Below are 13,501 nucleotides of genomic sequence, written 5' to 3' on the forward strand. Positions count from 1 at the left end.
TCCTTGAATGGGGGCTTAGCCAGCTACAGATACTTGCGCGAGGCCGGCATCGACGATGATGTTCTGGCCCGTGATGCCGTCCGAGTCGTCGGCCGCCAGGAACAGGGCCGTGCGGGCCACGTGGCCCGCGTCGAGCCGGTATTTCAGGCATTGCAGTTCGATGAAGCGGCGGTCTTCTTCCGGATCGCGCCACAGCGCGGCCTGGCGGTCCGTGGCGATGGCGCCCGGCGCGATGGCGTTGACGCGGATATTCTGCTCGCCCAGCTCGCGCGCCAGGGTGCGCGACAGGCCCGCGATGCCCGCCTTGGACGTGGTGTAGCCGACCAGGTTGGGGCGCCCGCGCATCCACGAGATCGAGCCCAGGTTGATGATGGAACCGCCGCCGGCGGCCGCCATGCCTGGCGCCACCTGCTGGATGGCGAACACGTGGTGTTTCAAGTTCAGCGCCAGGCAGTTGTCCCAGTATTCGGGCGTCAGTTCGGCCAGCGAATGGCGGTCGTCGCGGCCCGCGTTATTGAGCAGCACGCGGATGGCGCCAAAGCGCGCCTCGACGTCGGCCAGGCTGGCCTGGTAGGCGGCGATGTCGCGGATGTCGCTGTAGACAAAATAGGGCGCGTGCCGGCACAGGGGCGCCAGACGCGCGGCCAGGGCGGCGCTGGCGTCGCCATCGATGTCGCAAAAAGCCACTTGCGCGCCTTGCAGGGCGAAGTGTTCGACCAGCGCGGCGCCGATGCCGGAGCCACCGCCGGAAACGAAGACCACGCGGTCCTGCAGGCTGGGGTAGAGAGTGATGTTGGCGTTCATGCTGTCCTCAGGGTGAAGATCCGGATATCAATCCCGGTAAAGGGGTTCGGGGCGGCCGGCCACGTCCAGGCGCACGGCAAAGAGGCCGCCGGCCTGCGGCTGGCGCGCCAGTTCGTCGTCGTTTGCGCCTTCGCGCGCGCTGGTGATGTACAGGGTGCGCAGGTCGGCGCCGCCAAAGGCGATCATGGTGGGGCGCGTGACGGGCACGCGCACGATGCCGATGATTTCGCCCTGCGGCGAAAAGCGCAGCACCCGGCCGCCTTCGTATTGCGCGCTCCAATAGCAGCCTTCGGCATCGAGCGCCGCGCCATCGGGGCGGCCGCCGTACACGGCGTCCTCTCCCTTGGCGGGCAGGCGGGCAAATACCTTGCGCTGGCCCACCTGGCCGCTGGCCGCGTCAAAGGCGAAACGGTAGATCACGTGGTTCGGCGTGTCGGACTGGAACAGCGACTGGCCATCGGCCGCGAAGGCGAGGCCGTTGCTGACTTTCACGCCAAGATCCTGCTGCGGCCCCCAGCCCAGGCGCGTGGCGCCCCTTTCCAGGCAAAACATGGCAGCCAGTTCCGCCGTGCGCGGTTCGTACATGGCGCCGGCCCAGAAACGCCCGGCGCTGTCGCAGCGGCCATCGTTGAAACGCATGTCGCGGCTGTAGTAGGGGGCGTCGGCCAGCTTGTCGAGCAAGCCTTCCTGCGGATAGAAGCGGTAGAAACCGTCGCGCAGGGCCGCCACCAGGCCGCCCTTTTCAGCCAGGGCGATGCAGCCCGGCTCGCACGGCACCCACCAGACGCGATCGAGGCTTGTGGCCGGATTGTAACGGTGCAGGCGGCGCCCGGCGATATCGATCCAGTACAAACACTGCTCGGCCACGCTCCACAGCGGGCATTCGCCCAGCTGGGCGCGCGCGTCGAGCACGAGTTCGGCTTGCCATTCACGCATGGGTCTCCTCCGCATTTTCCTGTATGGCCAGGCGCATGGCGATGTGCAGACTCTCGCCGGGCGCCAGCAAGCGCATGCCCGTGTCACGCGCGCCGCGCGCGGCCAGCGCAAACGCGTTATTCGCGTGCGTGACGGGTTCGATGGCGATAAAGCTGCGCTCGTCGTTGGGCGCGAAGCATACGAGGTGGCGGCAATTGTCGCTGGCCGACAGCTGCACGCTGTAGTCGCCGTAATCGAGGCTGGCGCGGCCCGTCCAGCCGCTGTAGCAATGGTCGCTGCGCCAGCCGGCCACCGGCTGCGGCGTGGCGAATGGCGACGCTTGCGCCACGGGCGCCAGGCCGGCCGGCAAGTGGTCATCGCCCATGCTCCACACGCCCTCCCATTGCGTTTGCAGGCGCAGGCCGGGCGCCAGCGGAAAGTAGGGGTGAAAACCCAGGCCGGCGGGCATGGCGCGCGTGTCGTCATTGCGCACGGATAAGGTCAGGCGCAAGCCGGCAGCGTCGAGCAGCACGGTTTGCCGCGCTTCGCAGGCGAACGGCCAGTCGGCGTCGCCGGCATGGACCAGCAGCAGTTCGGCGCTGTCGTCCGCACGCGCCGCCACGTGCCAGGCGCGCTGCCAGCCGAAGCCGTGGATGCTGTGCGGCTCGGGCGGGAAGTTGGCGCGCAGCGCATGCGTCTGTTCCTGCGCCTGCAGCACGGCGTTGCCGATGCGGTTCGAATACGGCACCAAAGGGTAGCAGGCCATCTGCCGCACGTCGGCAGCGGCTGGCGCGGCGCGCAGGATGTCGCGCCCGCGCCAGCGGAAAGCCGCCAGCGCGCCACCCGTGGCCGGGTGGACGTTGGCGCGGCAGTCGCCGTGCGCCAGGGTGAAGGGAGACAGGTGGTCCATTCTCAGCCCTTCAAGCCGCCCGAGGTCAGGCCGCTGACGACCTTTTCCTGGAAGATCACGATCAGCACGACGATGGGCACGATGGCCACCACCAGCGCCGCCGAAATGATCGGCCACGGGAAGGCGAACTCGCCCTGGTACAGCTGGATGCCGACGGGCAGGGTGCGGTAGGCCACGGCCGAATTCATCGACAGCGCCAGCAGGAACTCGTCCCAGGAATTTACAAACGCGAGGATGGCGGCCGTCGCCACGCCAGGCGCGGCCAGCGGCAGCACGATGCGCCACAGGGCGCTCAACCGGGTGCAGCCGTCGAGCATGGCCGCGTTCTCGATGTCGCGCGGGATATCCTGGAAAAAGCTCACCATCATCAGGGTGCAGATGGGCAGGTTCAGCACCGTGTACGGCAGCACCAGCGCCCAGTAGGAGTTCAGCAAGCCCAGGCTGCGCATGATTTCGAACAGCGGCACCATCAGGGTCACCAGCGGGAACATCGACACGCCGATGATGGCCGTCAGGATCAGGCCGCGGAAGCGCAGGCGCAAGCGGGCGATCGCATACGCGGCCAGCGCGCTGATGAACAGGCTGAGCAGGGTCGACAGGCCGGCCACGATCAGGCTATTCGTCAGGAACGTCAGCAGCGGCTGGTCCTGGAAGGCGGAGATGAAATTGCCGATGGTCGGTTCGTGCGGCCAGTAGGTGATCGGCTTTTGCGTCAGTTCGCTCTCGGTCTTGAGCGAGGTAAACAGGATCCACAGGGCGGGGAAGACGCCGTTGAGGATGACGATCGCGGCGGCGAACCAGCGCAGGCGCTTCGATGAAAACAGGCCGCTCATTCTTTGTCTCCTCTTACATATTTCAGATACACAAACGTGGTGGCCATCGACAGCAGGAACATGAATACCGCCAGGGTCGAGCCGTAGCCCACGTCGAGGTAATCGACGGTATTGGACTGGATGTACATGGCCAGGGTCTTGGTTTCGTCGCCAGGGCCGGGCATGTTGTACGGAATATCGAAGGACTGGATGGCCGTCAGGGTGCGGAAGATCAGCGCCACCAGCATCGATGGCACCAGCAGCGGCAGGGTCACTTCCGTGAATTGCTTCCACTTGCTGGCGCCGTCCACTTCGGCCGCCTCATACAGCGAGGCGGGGATGGTCTGCAGGCCGGCGAGCAAAATGAGGGCCATGAACGACGAGGTTTTCCAGATGGTCGTGATGCAGATGGCGGCCATGGTCAGCGCGGGCGAATTGAACCAGATCTGCGGTTCCCAGCCCAGGCCGGGGACCAAGAGGTCGATGCGGCGGATGATGTCGTTCACCAGGCCGTATTCGCTGTGGAAGAACCAGGCGAAGATCAGGCCGACGAAGGCCAGCGGCAGTGCCCACGGCAGCAGCAGCGCCAGGCGCACGGGCCAGCGGTACTTGAACGGCATGTTGGCCAGCATGGCCAGGCCCAGGCCCGCCACCAGCGCGCCCGGCACGGTGACGACGGTGATGATGACGGTGTTTTTCAGCGACTTCCAGAACAGCGCGTCTTCCAGCGCCATCTTGTAGTTGTCCAGGCCCACGAAACTGGGCAGGCTGCCGCCGGACAGGCGGATGTCGAAAAAGCTGTTGTAGATCAATTTGCTGACCGGGTAGGCCACGATCAGCAGTAAAAAGAGAATCGCCGGCGTCAGCAGGACCCAGGCCAGCGTTGTTTCGCTGGGGTCCGTGATGCGGCTTTTCAGGGTGCGTTGCCTCATGATTTCCTCGTCTGTTGCGGTGTGCGTATGCGTGTGCCGCCCGCGCCGCCGTCGTGGCGGCACGGGCGTGATCCCCTTAGCGCAGGATGCGCTTGACGCGGTTTTCGATCTCGCCCACGGCCGCCGCCGGCGTCTTCACGCCCGCCATCACGGCATTCGTGTTGACGCGCACGGCTTCGGACACTTCGCTGTAGCGCGGCGTGACGGGGCGCGAGCGGGCGCTTTGCACCACCGGCAGGGCATCGGCGAACCAGCCATTGGCGGCCAGCACTTCCTTGTCCTGGTAGACGGATGGGTAGACGGGCAGGTTGGACGCCTTGATGGCCAGCTGCTTCGACACTTCAGGGCTCGACAGCCAGCGCACCAGCTTGGCGGACGCCTCCTTGTTCTTCGAGAACGAGGACACGGCCCACTGCCAGCCGCCGATGCACGAGGCCGGCTTGCCGCCCGCCATGGCCGGCAGGCTGACGACGCCAACCTTATCTTTCACGCTGCTGTCGGCGCCATCCTGGAAGTGGTTCCAGGCATAGCCCCAGTTGACGGCAAACAAGACATTGCCTGCCTGGAACTCCTTGCGCGTATCGTCGGTGGCCACTTCGGCAATGTTTTTCTTTGCGACACCCTGGTCGACCAGCTTGCGCCACATGGCCAGGCCCGCTTCCGCCTTGGGCTTGTCCAGGGTCAGCTTGCCGTTGGTGACCAGTTCGCCGCCCTGGCTCCAGTACGGTAGCAAAAAGGTGCAGACGGCGCCTTCGATGGCCTTGCCCTGGAAGCTGATGCCTTGCAATTCCGGATTCTTTTCGCCGGCCTGGATGGTGCGCGCCACGCTGGCCAGCTCATCCCAGGTTTTCGGCGCCGCCAGCTTGTACTTGGCCAGCAAGTCCTTGCGGTAATAGAGGAACATGGCGTCGGCAAAGGCGGGCAGGGCCACGACCTTGTTGTCGACCATATTCGCTTGCTTGTAGGCGGGCAAGTACTGGCCCATGATCTTGTCGCGGTCGGCGCCCAGGTATTTGTCCAGGCTTTCGATCCAGCCGGCCGACGCGTACTGGGCCGGGCGGATGATGTCGATCAGGAACACGTCCAGGGTGGTGTCGCCGGCCGACAGCACCGTGTTCAGGTATTTCTGCTGCAGTTCGGACGTGGCGCCGCCCGTTTCCAGGTCGATCTTGACGCCGGGATTGGCGGCCATGAATTTAGCGAACAGTTCGCGCATGACTTCGGGGCGCTCCTGGCCGCCGACGAACACCTTGACGGTTTGCGCGTGCGCGCCGGTGGCAAGGACGAAAGTGGCGCCGAGCGCCAGGACGAGGGATTTGATACGCATGATGTTGTCTCCTGTTTTTTTGGAATGGGTATGCCGGTCGTTCGCGGCTTATCGGGAGGGCAGTACCGCGCCCCCTTGCGGATCGAACAGATGGAATTTTTCCATGTCCAGCTGTACCGTCACTTGCTGTCCCGGCGCCAGGGCAAACGTAGGCGGCAGGCGCGCCGTCAATTCGCCCCCTTCGCACTGGAAGATGACCAGGGTTTCCGCGCCCAGCGGCTCGACCACCACGACTGTCGCGGCCAGGGCGGCGCTGGCGGGACTGGCCGCTTCCAGCGTGATGTCTTCCGGGCGGATGCCGAATTCCACGGCGCGGCCGTCGAGCTTGCCGCATGCGGCCTGGCGCTCCGGCGGCAGGGCCAGGCGCGCCGCGCCCAGCACGACCTCGGCCTGGCCGGCGCCGTTGCGCGCCACCTTGGCGCCGAGGAAGTTCATCGGCGGCGAGCCCGTGAAGCCGGCGACGAATTTCGACACGGGTTCGTTGTAGATCTGGTCCGGCGTGCCGACCTGCATGATGTTGCCGCCGGATAGCACGACGATGCGCTCGGCCAGGGTCATCGCCTCGACCTGGTCATGCGTGACGTAAATGGTGGTGGCGCCTATGCGCTGGTGCAATTTCTTGATTTCCGTGCGCATTTCCGAGCGCAGCAGGGCGTCCAGGTTCGACAGCGGCTCATCGAACAGGAACAGCTTGGCCTGGCGCACGATGGCGCGGCCCATGGCCACGCGCTGGCGCTGGCCGCCGGACAGGGCGCGCGGCTTGCGGTCGAGCAAGTGGTCGATTTTCAGGATGGTGGCGGCGGCGCGCACGCGCTGTTCGATTTCCGCCTTCGGGAACTTGCGCAGTTTCAAGCCAAAGCCCAGGTTGTCGAACACGGACTTGTGCGGGTACAGCGCATAGTCCTGGAACACCATGGCGATGTCGCGCTCGCGCGGCGGCAAGTCGTTGACGACCTGTCCCTCGATGGAGATGGTGCCGCCCGTGATCGATTCCAGGCCCGCCACCATGCGCATCAGTGTTGATTTTCCGCAACCCGAAGGGCCCACGAAGACGACGAACTCGCCTTGCTTGATTTCCAGGTCGATGCCATGAATGACTTCGACGCCGTTGTCGTACTTCTTGACGACCTTTTCCAGTTTTACACCTGACATGCTTGTCTCCAAAAGATGCGAATGACGCGTCTGAGCGCGTTACGTGCGTTGCAACAGTGTGTTGCAACAGAACAATTAGTAGGCGCCCGTGTCGAGGGCTTTCGCCAGCGACGGTTTCAGGGCCGTGATAAAGGCGTTGGCCTGGCGCATCATCATGCCCATGTCCGAGGCGATGGCCACGTAGTCATAGCCGTAATGGATGAAAGTGTGCACCATTTCCGGCGAGGGGCCGACAATGCCGATGGGTTTGCCGATGGCGCGGGCGCGTCGGGCCGCGTCGGCAATGGCTGCCTGCACGTCCGGGTGGCCGATATTGCCGATATGGCCCATGGCGGCCGACAGGTCGCCCGGTCCCACGAACAGGGCGTCGACGCCATCGACGGCGGCGATCTCTTCCAGCTGCGCCAGCGCGGCCGGGGTTTCCAGCTGGATGATGGAAAACACGGCGGCGTTGGCGCGCGTGGCGTAGTCGGGCACGGTGCCGTAGCGGCTGGCGCGGTGCATGGCGGCAAAACCGCGCGTGCCGGGTACGGCCTGGCCCGGCTGCGGATAGCGGGTGGCGGCCACGGCACTGCGCGCTTCGGCGGCGTTTTCCACGAACGGGAACATCAGGGTTTGCGCGCCGATGTCGAGCGCGCGCTTGATCTGCACCAGGTCGTTCCAGGCCAGGCGCACGACGGGGCAGGCCGGCGTGCCGCCGACTGCCTGCAGGATCTGGTAGGCGTCCTGGTAGTCGATGGGCACGTGTTCCATGTCCAGCACCAGCCAGTCGAAGCCGGCGCAGCCCATGGCTTCGGCCGTGACGGGCGTGCCGGCCATCAGCCAGCTGCCCAGCGGTACTGCGTTGTCCGCCAGCAAGGCGCGGAAAGGGTTGTCCAGGATATCCATAGTTGTGCTCTCTATATAGGTAGGGAAGGCGGCGTCAGAAAATCGGCGGCTCCGGCGTGGCGGCGTTGCCCAGCAAGAAGTCCAGGTCGCAGCCCTGGTCCGCCTGCGTCACGTGCTCCATGTACAGCTTGGTGTAGCCGCGCGCATATTTTTGCGCCGGCGCCTGCCACTCGGCGCGGCGGCGCGCCAGTTCCTCGTCCGTCACATCCATGTTCAGGCTGCGCGCGGCGATGTCCAGTTCGATCATGTCGCCGTTGCGCACGAGGGCCAGCGGGCCGCCGACGGCCGCTTCCGGCGTGACGTGCAGCACGCAGGTGCCGTAGTGGGTGCCGCTCATGCGCGCGTCGGAGATGCGCACCATGTCGCGTATGCCCTGCTGCAGCAGCTTTTTCGGCACGGGCAGATTGCCCCATTCCGGCATGCCGGGCGCGCCGATGGGGCCGCCATTGCGCAGGATCAAGACCGTGTTTTCATCGATGTCCAGGTCGGGCGCGTGGATCTGCGCCAGCATCTCGGCGTTCGAGTCGAACACGAGGGCGCGTCCCCGGTGTTTGGCGAACTTCGGATTGGCGGCCGACGGCTTGATGACGGCGCCGCCGGGACACAGGTTGCCGCGCAGCACGGCCAGCGCCGCGCCGTCGGCCACCGGCTGCGACACCTTGCGGATGACGCTGTCGTCCAGGCAGACGGCGTCGGCGATGTTCTCGCCCAAGGTACGGCCCGTCACGGTCAAGGCCGTCAAGTCCAGCTGCGGCATGATTTCCTTGAGCAGGGCCGGCATGCCGCCCGCATAGAAGAAATCTTCCATCAGCTTGTCGCCGGATGGGAACAGGTTGGCGATGACGGGCACTTTTTGCGCCATCGCATCCATTTCATCGAGCGACAGGGCCAGGCCGGCGCGTCCGGCGATGGCGACCAGGTGGATGGCCGCGTTGGTCGAGCCGCCGAGCGCCATGTAGGCCGCCACGCCATTCGACAGCGCGGCGCGGGTGAAGAAGCGCGACGGCTTCAAGTCTTCCCACACCATGCCGACGATGCGCTCGCCGCACTGCGAAGCCATGCGCACGTGGTTGGCGTCCATGGCGGGAATGCTGGTGGCGCCTGGCAAGGTAAAGCCCATGGCTTCAACGATGGACGTCATGGTGGACGCCGTGCCCATGGTGTTGCAGGTGCCGGGCGAGCGCGTCATTTTTGCTTCCAGCTTGATCCACTCGGGCTTGGCGATGTCGCCGGCCACGTAGTCGTCCCAGAATTTCTTGGTATGCGTGCCCGCGCCCACGCTTTGGCCACGGTAGCGGTCGTTGAGCATGGGGCCGGCAGGACAAAAGATGGCGGGGATGTCCATGCTGATGGCGCCCATCAGCATGCCGGGCGTCGTCTTGTCGCAGCCGCCGAGCAGCACGGCGCCGTCGATGGGTAGCGAGCGCAGCAGTTCTTCCGTTTCCATGGCGAGGAAGTTGCGGTAGATCATGGTGGTGGGCTTGACCATCACTTCGCCCAGCGACAGGGCCGGCAGTTCGACGGGGAAGCCGCCGGCCAGCAGGATGCCCCGTTTGACGGCTTCGGCCCGTTCGCGCAGGTGCGAGTGGCACGGCGACAGGTCGCTCCAGGTATTGATGATGGCGATGACTGGGCGGTCGAGGAATTCCTCGCGGCGCAGGCCCATCTGCTGCAGGCGCTGGCGGTGGGCGAACGAGCGCATGTCGTCTGGGGCCAGCCAGCGCTGGCTGCGCAGGGATTCCAGCGTGCGGCGGGAGGTAGCGGAGCTCAATGTGTGTCCTTTTTGGTTGCCTGGCGCGCTGCGTATGGCGTTCCAGTGCTGCTGTCTCGGGTCTTGCCTGCCGCCTTTGTTAGCGCTAACATTGCAAGTACAGCGAAATATAATTTGAATCGCAGGGGACTGTCAACAGATTTAATGCAGGGAGATTGCGCGCCGGCTGGCATCTTGCCGCGCACAGCCATTACACTATCGGCATGATTTCATTGGCACCAATTTCCACAGTGGAATTTCTGCGGCCCGGCCGGTACGCCACGGCGCAGCGGCGCCACGCTGGCATCCCCTGTGCCGCCGGCCATGGCATGATGCATGGTGATCACCGATTTTTGAGAAGGCAGTACCCATGAACGACCCAGTACGCAAGCGGCGTGGCCTTGGCCGCAGCACCGTATTCGATGTGGCCAAATTGGCACAGACCTCGGCCATTTCCGTGTCGCGCTATTTCAAGGAGCCGGACCGCGTGTCGCAGGAAACACGCGAGCGCATCAAGAGCGCCATCGACCAGCTCGGCTACATCCGCAACGAGGCGGCCGGCGGCCTGGCGTCGACCCAGGGCCGCATCGTGGGCGCCATCGTGCCCAGCGTGTCGAACTCCATCTTTGCGGAAACTATCCAGGGCTTGTCGACCACCTTGTCGCAGCACAATTACCAGTTGCTGCTGGCCACCCACGATTACTCGATCGAGACGGAAGAGAAGGTGGTGCGCGCCTTTCTCGGCTGGTCGCCGCGCGCGCTGGTGCTGACGGGCGCCGACCACAGCGCCGCCACGGAAACCTTGCTGGCCGGCTTGCAGATTCCCGTCATCGAAACGTGGGATATCCGCCCCGAGCGGCCGTATCCGCAAATCGGTTTTTCGCATATCGCCACGGGGCGCGACATGACCTTGTATTTGCACGCGCAAGGCTACCGGCGCATCGTCTACGTCGACAGCGGCATCGGCAGCGATTTCCGCGCGCGCAAGCGGGCCCAGGGCTATGAGGAAACCATGCAGCAGCTGGGTTTGCGTCCGGAAATCGTGCAAGCGTCGGTGACGGCGCCGCTCGATGCGGGCGGGCAGGTATTCAGCGAGCAAATGGCGCGCGCCGAGCGGCCCGACGCCCTGTTTTTTGCCAACGACAACATGGCGGCCGGCGCCATCTATGAAGCGGCGCGCCTGGGCATCCGCATTCCCGAGCAATGCGCGGTGGCGGGCTTTGGCGACTTCCCGTTCTCGGAAAAACTCATGCCGGCGCTGACGACGATCCGCGTGCCCCGCTATGACATCGGCCGGCTGGCCGCGCAAGCCATCCTGCAGCGCCTGGGCGAAGTGGACGAGGGCGCCGCGCCGCCGGCCTTGGCGCCGCTGGCCTACCAGCTGATCGCGCGGGCCAGCGCCTGAGATGCCCTGGCTGCGACAGATATTGATGAATCATATTTCCATCATCACAACATGCAATTGGCTTGATATGCTGCGATGCGGCATCATTCATCTGTCTCCTCTACTTCCTCACAGGAATTAGATTCAGCCCGCTCCCGCAGCGGGCTTTTTTTTTGCCCCGCCTGTATTCGAGCATGTATTCACATGAGTATTAATAATGGATGTATGAAGTTTTACCATTATTTTTCATGGATGAAAGCCTCTATGATGTATTCATACTTCACTAGGAGGCACTACCGCCATGACCGTCACGACACATAATCTGGGCTACCCGCGCATCGGCGCCAAACGCGAACTGAAATTCGCCCTGGAAGATTACTGGAAGGGCGGCAGCAGCTTGGCCGCGCTGGAAGGGCAAGGCGCCGAATTGCGCCAGCGCCACTGGCAAGACCAGGACGCGCTGGACCTGGCGCCCGTGGGCGACTTTTCCTTCTACGACCAGGTGCTGGACTTGAGCTTTACGCTCGGCAACCTGCCGCAGCGCGTGCGCCACCTGACTGGCGCGGCGCTCGATAACTATTTCCGCGTGGCCCGCGGCCGCTCGGCCAGCGACAGCGATTGCAGCTGCGTCCACGCCGGCGAAATGACGAAATGGTTCGACACCAATTACCATTACATCGTGCCGGAATTTTCGGCCGGCACGCAATTCAAGCTCGACAGCAGCCGCCTGTTGCAGCAACTGGCGCAGGCGCGCCAGCTGAATGTAAGGGCCAAGCCCGTGCTGATCGGGCCCGTCACCTATTTGTGGCTGGGCAAGGCCAAGGACGACTCCGACAAGCTGGCGCTGCTGCAAGGCTTGCTGCCCGTCTACGTGCAACTGCTGCAGGAACTGGCCGCGCAGGGCGTGGAGTGGGTGCAGATCGACGAGCCGATACTCGTCACGGAACTGGACGGCGCCTGGCAGCAGGCGCTCGTCACGGCCTACGACGCCTTGAGCAAGGTCAATCATGTCAAACTGCTGCTGGCCACGTACTTCGGCAAGCTGCAAGACAACCTGGCGCTGGCGTGCACGCTGCCCGTGCAAGGCTTGCACCTGGACGCCGTCAATGCCCGCGAGGAAGTCGAGCAAGTGATCGCGCAATTGCCAAGTTCCAGCGTCCTGTCGCTGGGCGTGGTAAATGGCCGCAATATCTGGAAGACGGATTTGAACGAGGTGCTGGCGTGGCTGGAACCCGTGCACGCCAGGCTGCAGTCGCGCCTGTGGATCGCGCCGTCGTGCTCCCTGCTGCACGTGCCCGTCGACCTGGACAGCGAACAAAAGCTCGATGCGGAGATCAAATCCTGGCTGGCCTTTGCCCGTCAAAAGCTCGATGAAGTACACACCATCGCAGGCGCCCTGAACCAGGGCCGCGCCTCCGTGCAAGCGGCGCTGGACGCGAATTTCGCCGCCGTGCAAGCGCGCCGCCAGTCGCCGCGCGTGCATAATCCCCAAGTCAAGGCGGCCGTGGCCCGCATCGATGCCAGCCTGGGCCAGCGCGCCAGCGGCTATGCCGAGCGCGCCGCCAAGCAAGCCGCGCTGCTGCAACTGCCGCTGTACCCGACGACGACCATCGGCTCGTTTCCGCAGACGGCGGCAATCCGCCAGGCCCGCAGCCAGCTCCGCAGCGGGCAGCTGGACGAAGCCGGCTATAAACATCTGATGCAGGCGGAAATCGCCCATTGCGTGCAGGAACAGGAAAGCCTGGGCCTGGACGTCTTCGTGCATGGCGAGGCGGAACGCAACGACATGGTGGAGTACTTCGGCGAACAGCTGGATGGCTACGCCTTCAGCCAGTTCGGCTGGGTGCAATCCTACGGTTCGCGCTGCGTGAAACCGCCCATTTTGTTCGGCGACATCAGCCGCCCGCGCGCCATGACGGTCGAGTGGAGCACCTATGCCCAGTCGCTGACGGACAAGCCGATGAAAGGCATGCTGACGGGCCCCGTCACCATCCTGAACTGGTCGTTCGTGCGCGACGACCAGCCCCGTTCCGTGTCGTGCCACCAGCTGGCGCTGGCCATGCGCGCCGAAGTGCAGGACCTGGAACAGGCCGGCATCCGCGTGATACAGATCGATGAAGCGGCATTGCGCGAGGGCTTGCCGCTGCGCAAATCGCAATGGGCCGAGTACCTGCGCTGGGCCGTCGAATCGTTCCGCATCACGGCCAATGGCGTGGCCGATGAAACGCAGATCCACACGCACATGTGCTATTCGGAATTCAACGATATCATCGCGCAGATCGCTGACATGGATGCGGACGTCATCACGATCGAAACGTCGCGCTCCGACATGGAATTGCTGGATGCCTTCGATGATTTTAATTACCCGAACGAAATCGGCCCCGGCGTCTACGATATCCACTCGCCCAACATTCCGAGCCAGGAACAGATGGTCAAGCTGATGCGCAAGGCGGCCGAACGCATCCCCGCGCACCGCCTGTGGGTCAACCCCGATTGCGGCCTCAAGACGCGCGGCTGGAAAGAGGTCATTCCCGCGCTGGCCAATATGGTGGCGGCGGCGAAAACCTTGCGCGGCGACAAGGTCTGAGGATGGCGGGGCAGGGGAGGCCTGTAGAGATATAGCGGGA

11 protein-coding genes are annotated in these 13,501 nt (G+C 64.6%); 2 read left to right on the plus strand and 9 right to left on the minus strand.

From position 1 onward, the window contains the following. Positions 1–15 precede the first annotated feature (15 nt). The 9 genes from CLU94_RS24115 to araD form a co-directional block, all read right to left on the minus strand. A complete protein-coding gene (locus CLU94_RS24115) occupies positions 16–804 on the minus strand; it encodes an SDR family NAD(P)-dependent oxidoreductase (RefSeq protein WP_092605534.1) in 789 nt (262 codons plus the stop codon). Between the two features lie 27 nt (positions 805–831). Beyond that, on the minus strand, positions 832–1,740 hold the full coding sequence (locus CLU94_RS24120) for an SMP-30/gluconolactonase/LRE family protein (RefSeq protein ID WP_099667485.1): 909 nt from the start codon (positions 1,738–1,740) through the stop codon (positions 832–834). Beyond that, entirely contained in the window at positions 1,733–2,629 is an 897-nt protein-coding gene (locus CLU94_RS24125) for an aldose 1-epimerase (protein WP_099667486.1), read from the minus strand. Before CLU94_RS24125 ends, CLU94_RS24120 begins: the two co-directional genes overlap by 8 nt. Positions 2,630–2,631: 2 nt before the next feature. Then, entirely contained in the window at positions 2,632–3,462 is an 831-nt protein-coding gene (locus CLU94_RS24130; RefSeq protein WP_034755232.1) for a carbohydrate ABC transporter permease, read from the minus strand. Next, positions 3,459–4,373 carry a carbohydrate ABC transporter permease gene (locus CLU94_RS24135; RefSeq protein ID WP_099667487.1) on the minus strand — a complete coding sequence of 305 codons (915 nt, stop codon included), beginning with the start codon at positions 4,371–4,373 and terminating at the stop codon, positions 3,459–3,461. The genes CLU94_RS24130 and CLU94_RS24135 overlap by 4 nt, the downstream gene beginning before the upstream one ends. Positions 4,374–4,449: 76 nt before the next feature. Beyond that, the gene (locus CLU94_RS24140) at positions 4,450–5,700 is read right to left on the minus strand and encodes an ABC transporter substrate-binding protein (RefSeq protein WP_099667488.1); all 1,251 of its coding nucleotides are present in this window, start codon (positions 5,698–5,700) and stop codon (positions 4,450–4,452) included. A 48-nt stretch (positions 5,701–5,748) separates the two neighbouring features. After that, positions 5,749–6,852, minus strand: a complete 1,104-nt coding sequence (locus tag CLU94_RS24145; RefSeq protein ID WP_099667489.1) for an ABC transporter ATP-binding protein — start codon at positions 6,850–6,852, stop codon at positions 5,749–5,751. Between the two features lie 75 nt (positions 6,853–6,927). Further along, positions 6,928–7,740 (minus strand): HpcH/HpaI aldolase family protein, encoded by an 813-nt coding sequence (locus tag CLU94_RS24150; RefSeq protein ID WP_099667490.1) that lies wholly within the window; start codon positions 7,738–7,740, stop codon positions 6,928–6,930. Positions 7,741–7,774: 34 nt separating this feature from the next. Further along, positions 7,775–9,442 carry an L-arabinonate dehydratase gene (araD, locus tag CLU94_RS24155; protein ID WP_369811582.1) on the minus strand — a complete coding sequence of 556 codons (1,668 nt, stop codon included), beginning with the start codon at positions 9,440–9,442 and terminating at the stop codon, positions 7,775–7,777. 418 nt (positions 9,443–9,860) lie between these two features. Here araD and CLU94_RS24160 point away from each other — a divergent pair, with 418 nt between their 5' ends. Beyond that, the gene (locus CLU94_RS24160) at positions 9,861–10,895 is read left to right on the plus strand and encodes a LacI family DNA-binding transcriptional regulator (protein ID WP_099667492.1); all 1,035 of its coding nucleotides are present in this window, start codon (positions 9,861–9,863) and stop codon (positions 10,893–10,895) included. A gap of 280 nt (positions 10,896–11,175) precedes the next feature. Beyond that, positions 11,176–13,461 carry a 5-methyltetrahydropteroyltriglutamate--homocysteine S-methyltransferase gene (gene metE, locus CLU94_RS24165; protein ID WP_099667493.1) on the plus strand — a complete coding sequence of 762 codons (2,286 nt, stop codon included), beginning with the start codon at positions 11,176–11,178 and terminating at the stop codon, positions 13,459–13,461. The last annotated feature ends 40 nt before the right edge of the window (positions 13,462–13,501 follow it).

The sequence above is a fragment of the Janthinobacterium sp. 13 genome (assembly GCF_002749695.1).
Taxonomy (GTDB): Bacteria; Pseudomonadota; Gammaproteobacteria; order Burkholderiales; family Burkholderiaceae_D; genus Janthinobacterium; species Janthinobacterium kumbetense.

Bases quoted from the DNA above. Each gene is read 5' to 3' on its own strand.
- CLU94_RS24140 (WP_099667488.1), bottom strand. From the start codon at position 5,700: ATGCGTATCAAATCCCTCGTCCTGGCGCTCGGCGCCACTTTCGTCCTT.
- CLU94_RS24120 (WP_099667485.1), bottom strand. From the start codon at position 1,740: ATGCGTGAATGGCAAGCCGAACTCGTGCTCGACGCGCGCGCCCAGCTG.
- CLU94_RS24145 (WP_099667489.1), bottom strand. From the start codon at position 6,852: ATGTCAGGTGTAAAACTGGAAAAGGTCGTCAAGAAGTACGACAACGGC.
- CLU94_RS24115 (WP_092605534.1), bottom strand. From the start codon at position 804: ATGAACGCCAACATCACTCTCTACCCCAGCCTGCAGGACCGCGTGGTC.
- metE (WP_099667493.1), top strand. From the start codon at position 11,176: ATGACCGTCACGACACATAATCTGGGCTACCCGCGCATCGGCGCCAAA.
- CLU94_RS24160 (WP_099667492.1), top strand. From the start codon at position 9,861: ATGAACGACCCAGTACGCAAGCGGCGTGGCCTTGGCCGCAGCACCGTA.
- CLU94_RS24150 (WP_099667490.1), bottom strand. From the start codon at position 7,740: ATGGATATCCTGGACAACCCTTTCCGCGCCTTGCTGGCGGACAACGCA.
- CLU94_RS24125 (WP_099667486.1), bottom strand. From the start codon at position 2,629: ATGGACCACCTGTCTCCCTTCACCCTGGCGCACGGCGACTGCCGCGCC.
- CLU94_RS24130 (WP_034755232.1), bottom strand. From the start codon at position 3,462: ATGAGCGGCCTGTTTTCATCGAAGCGCCTGCGCTGGTTCGCCGCCGCG.
- CLU94_RS24135 (WP_099667487.1), bottom strand. From the start codon at position 4,373: ATGAGGCAACGCACCCTGAAAAGCCGCATCACGGACCCCAGCGAAACA.
- araD (WP_369811582.1), bottom strand. From the start codon at position 9,442: ATGCGCTCGTTCGCCCACCGCCAGCGCCTGCAGCAGATGGGCCTGCGC.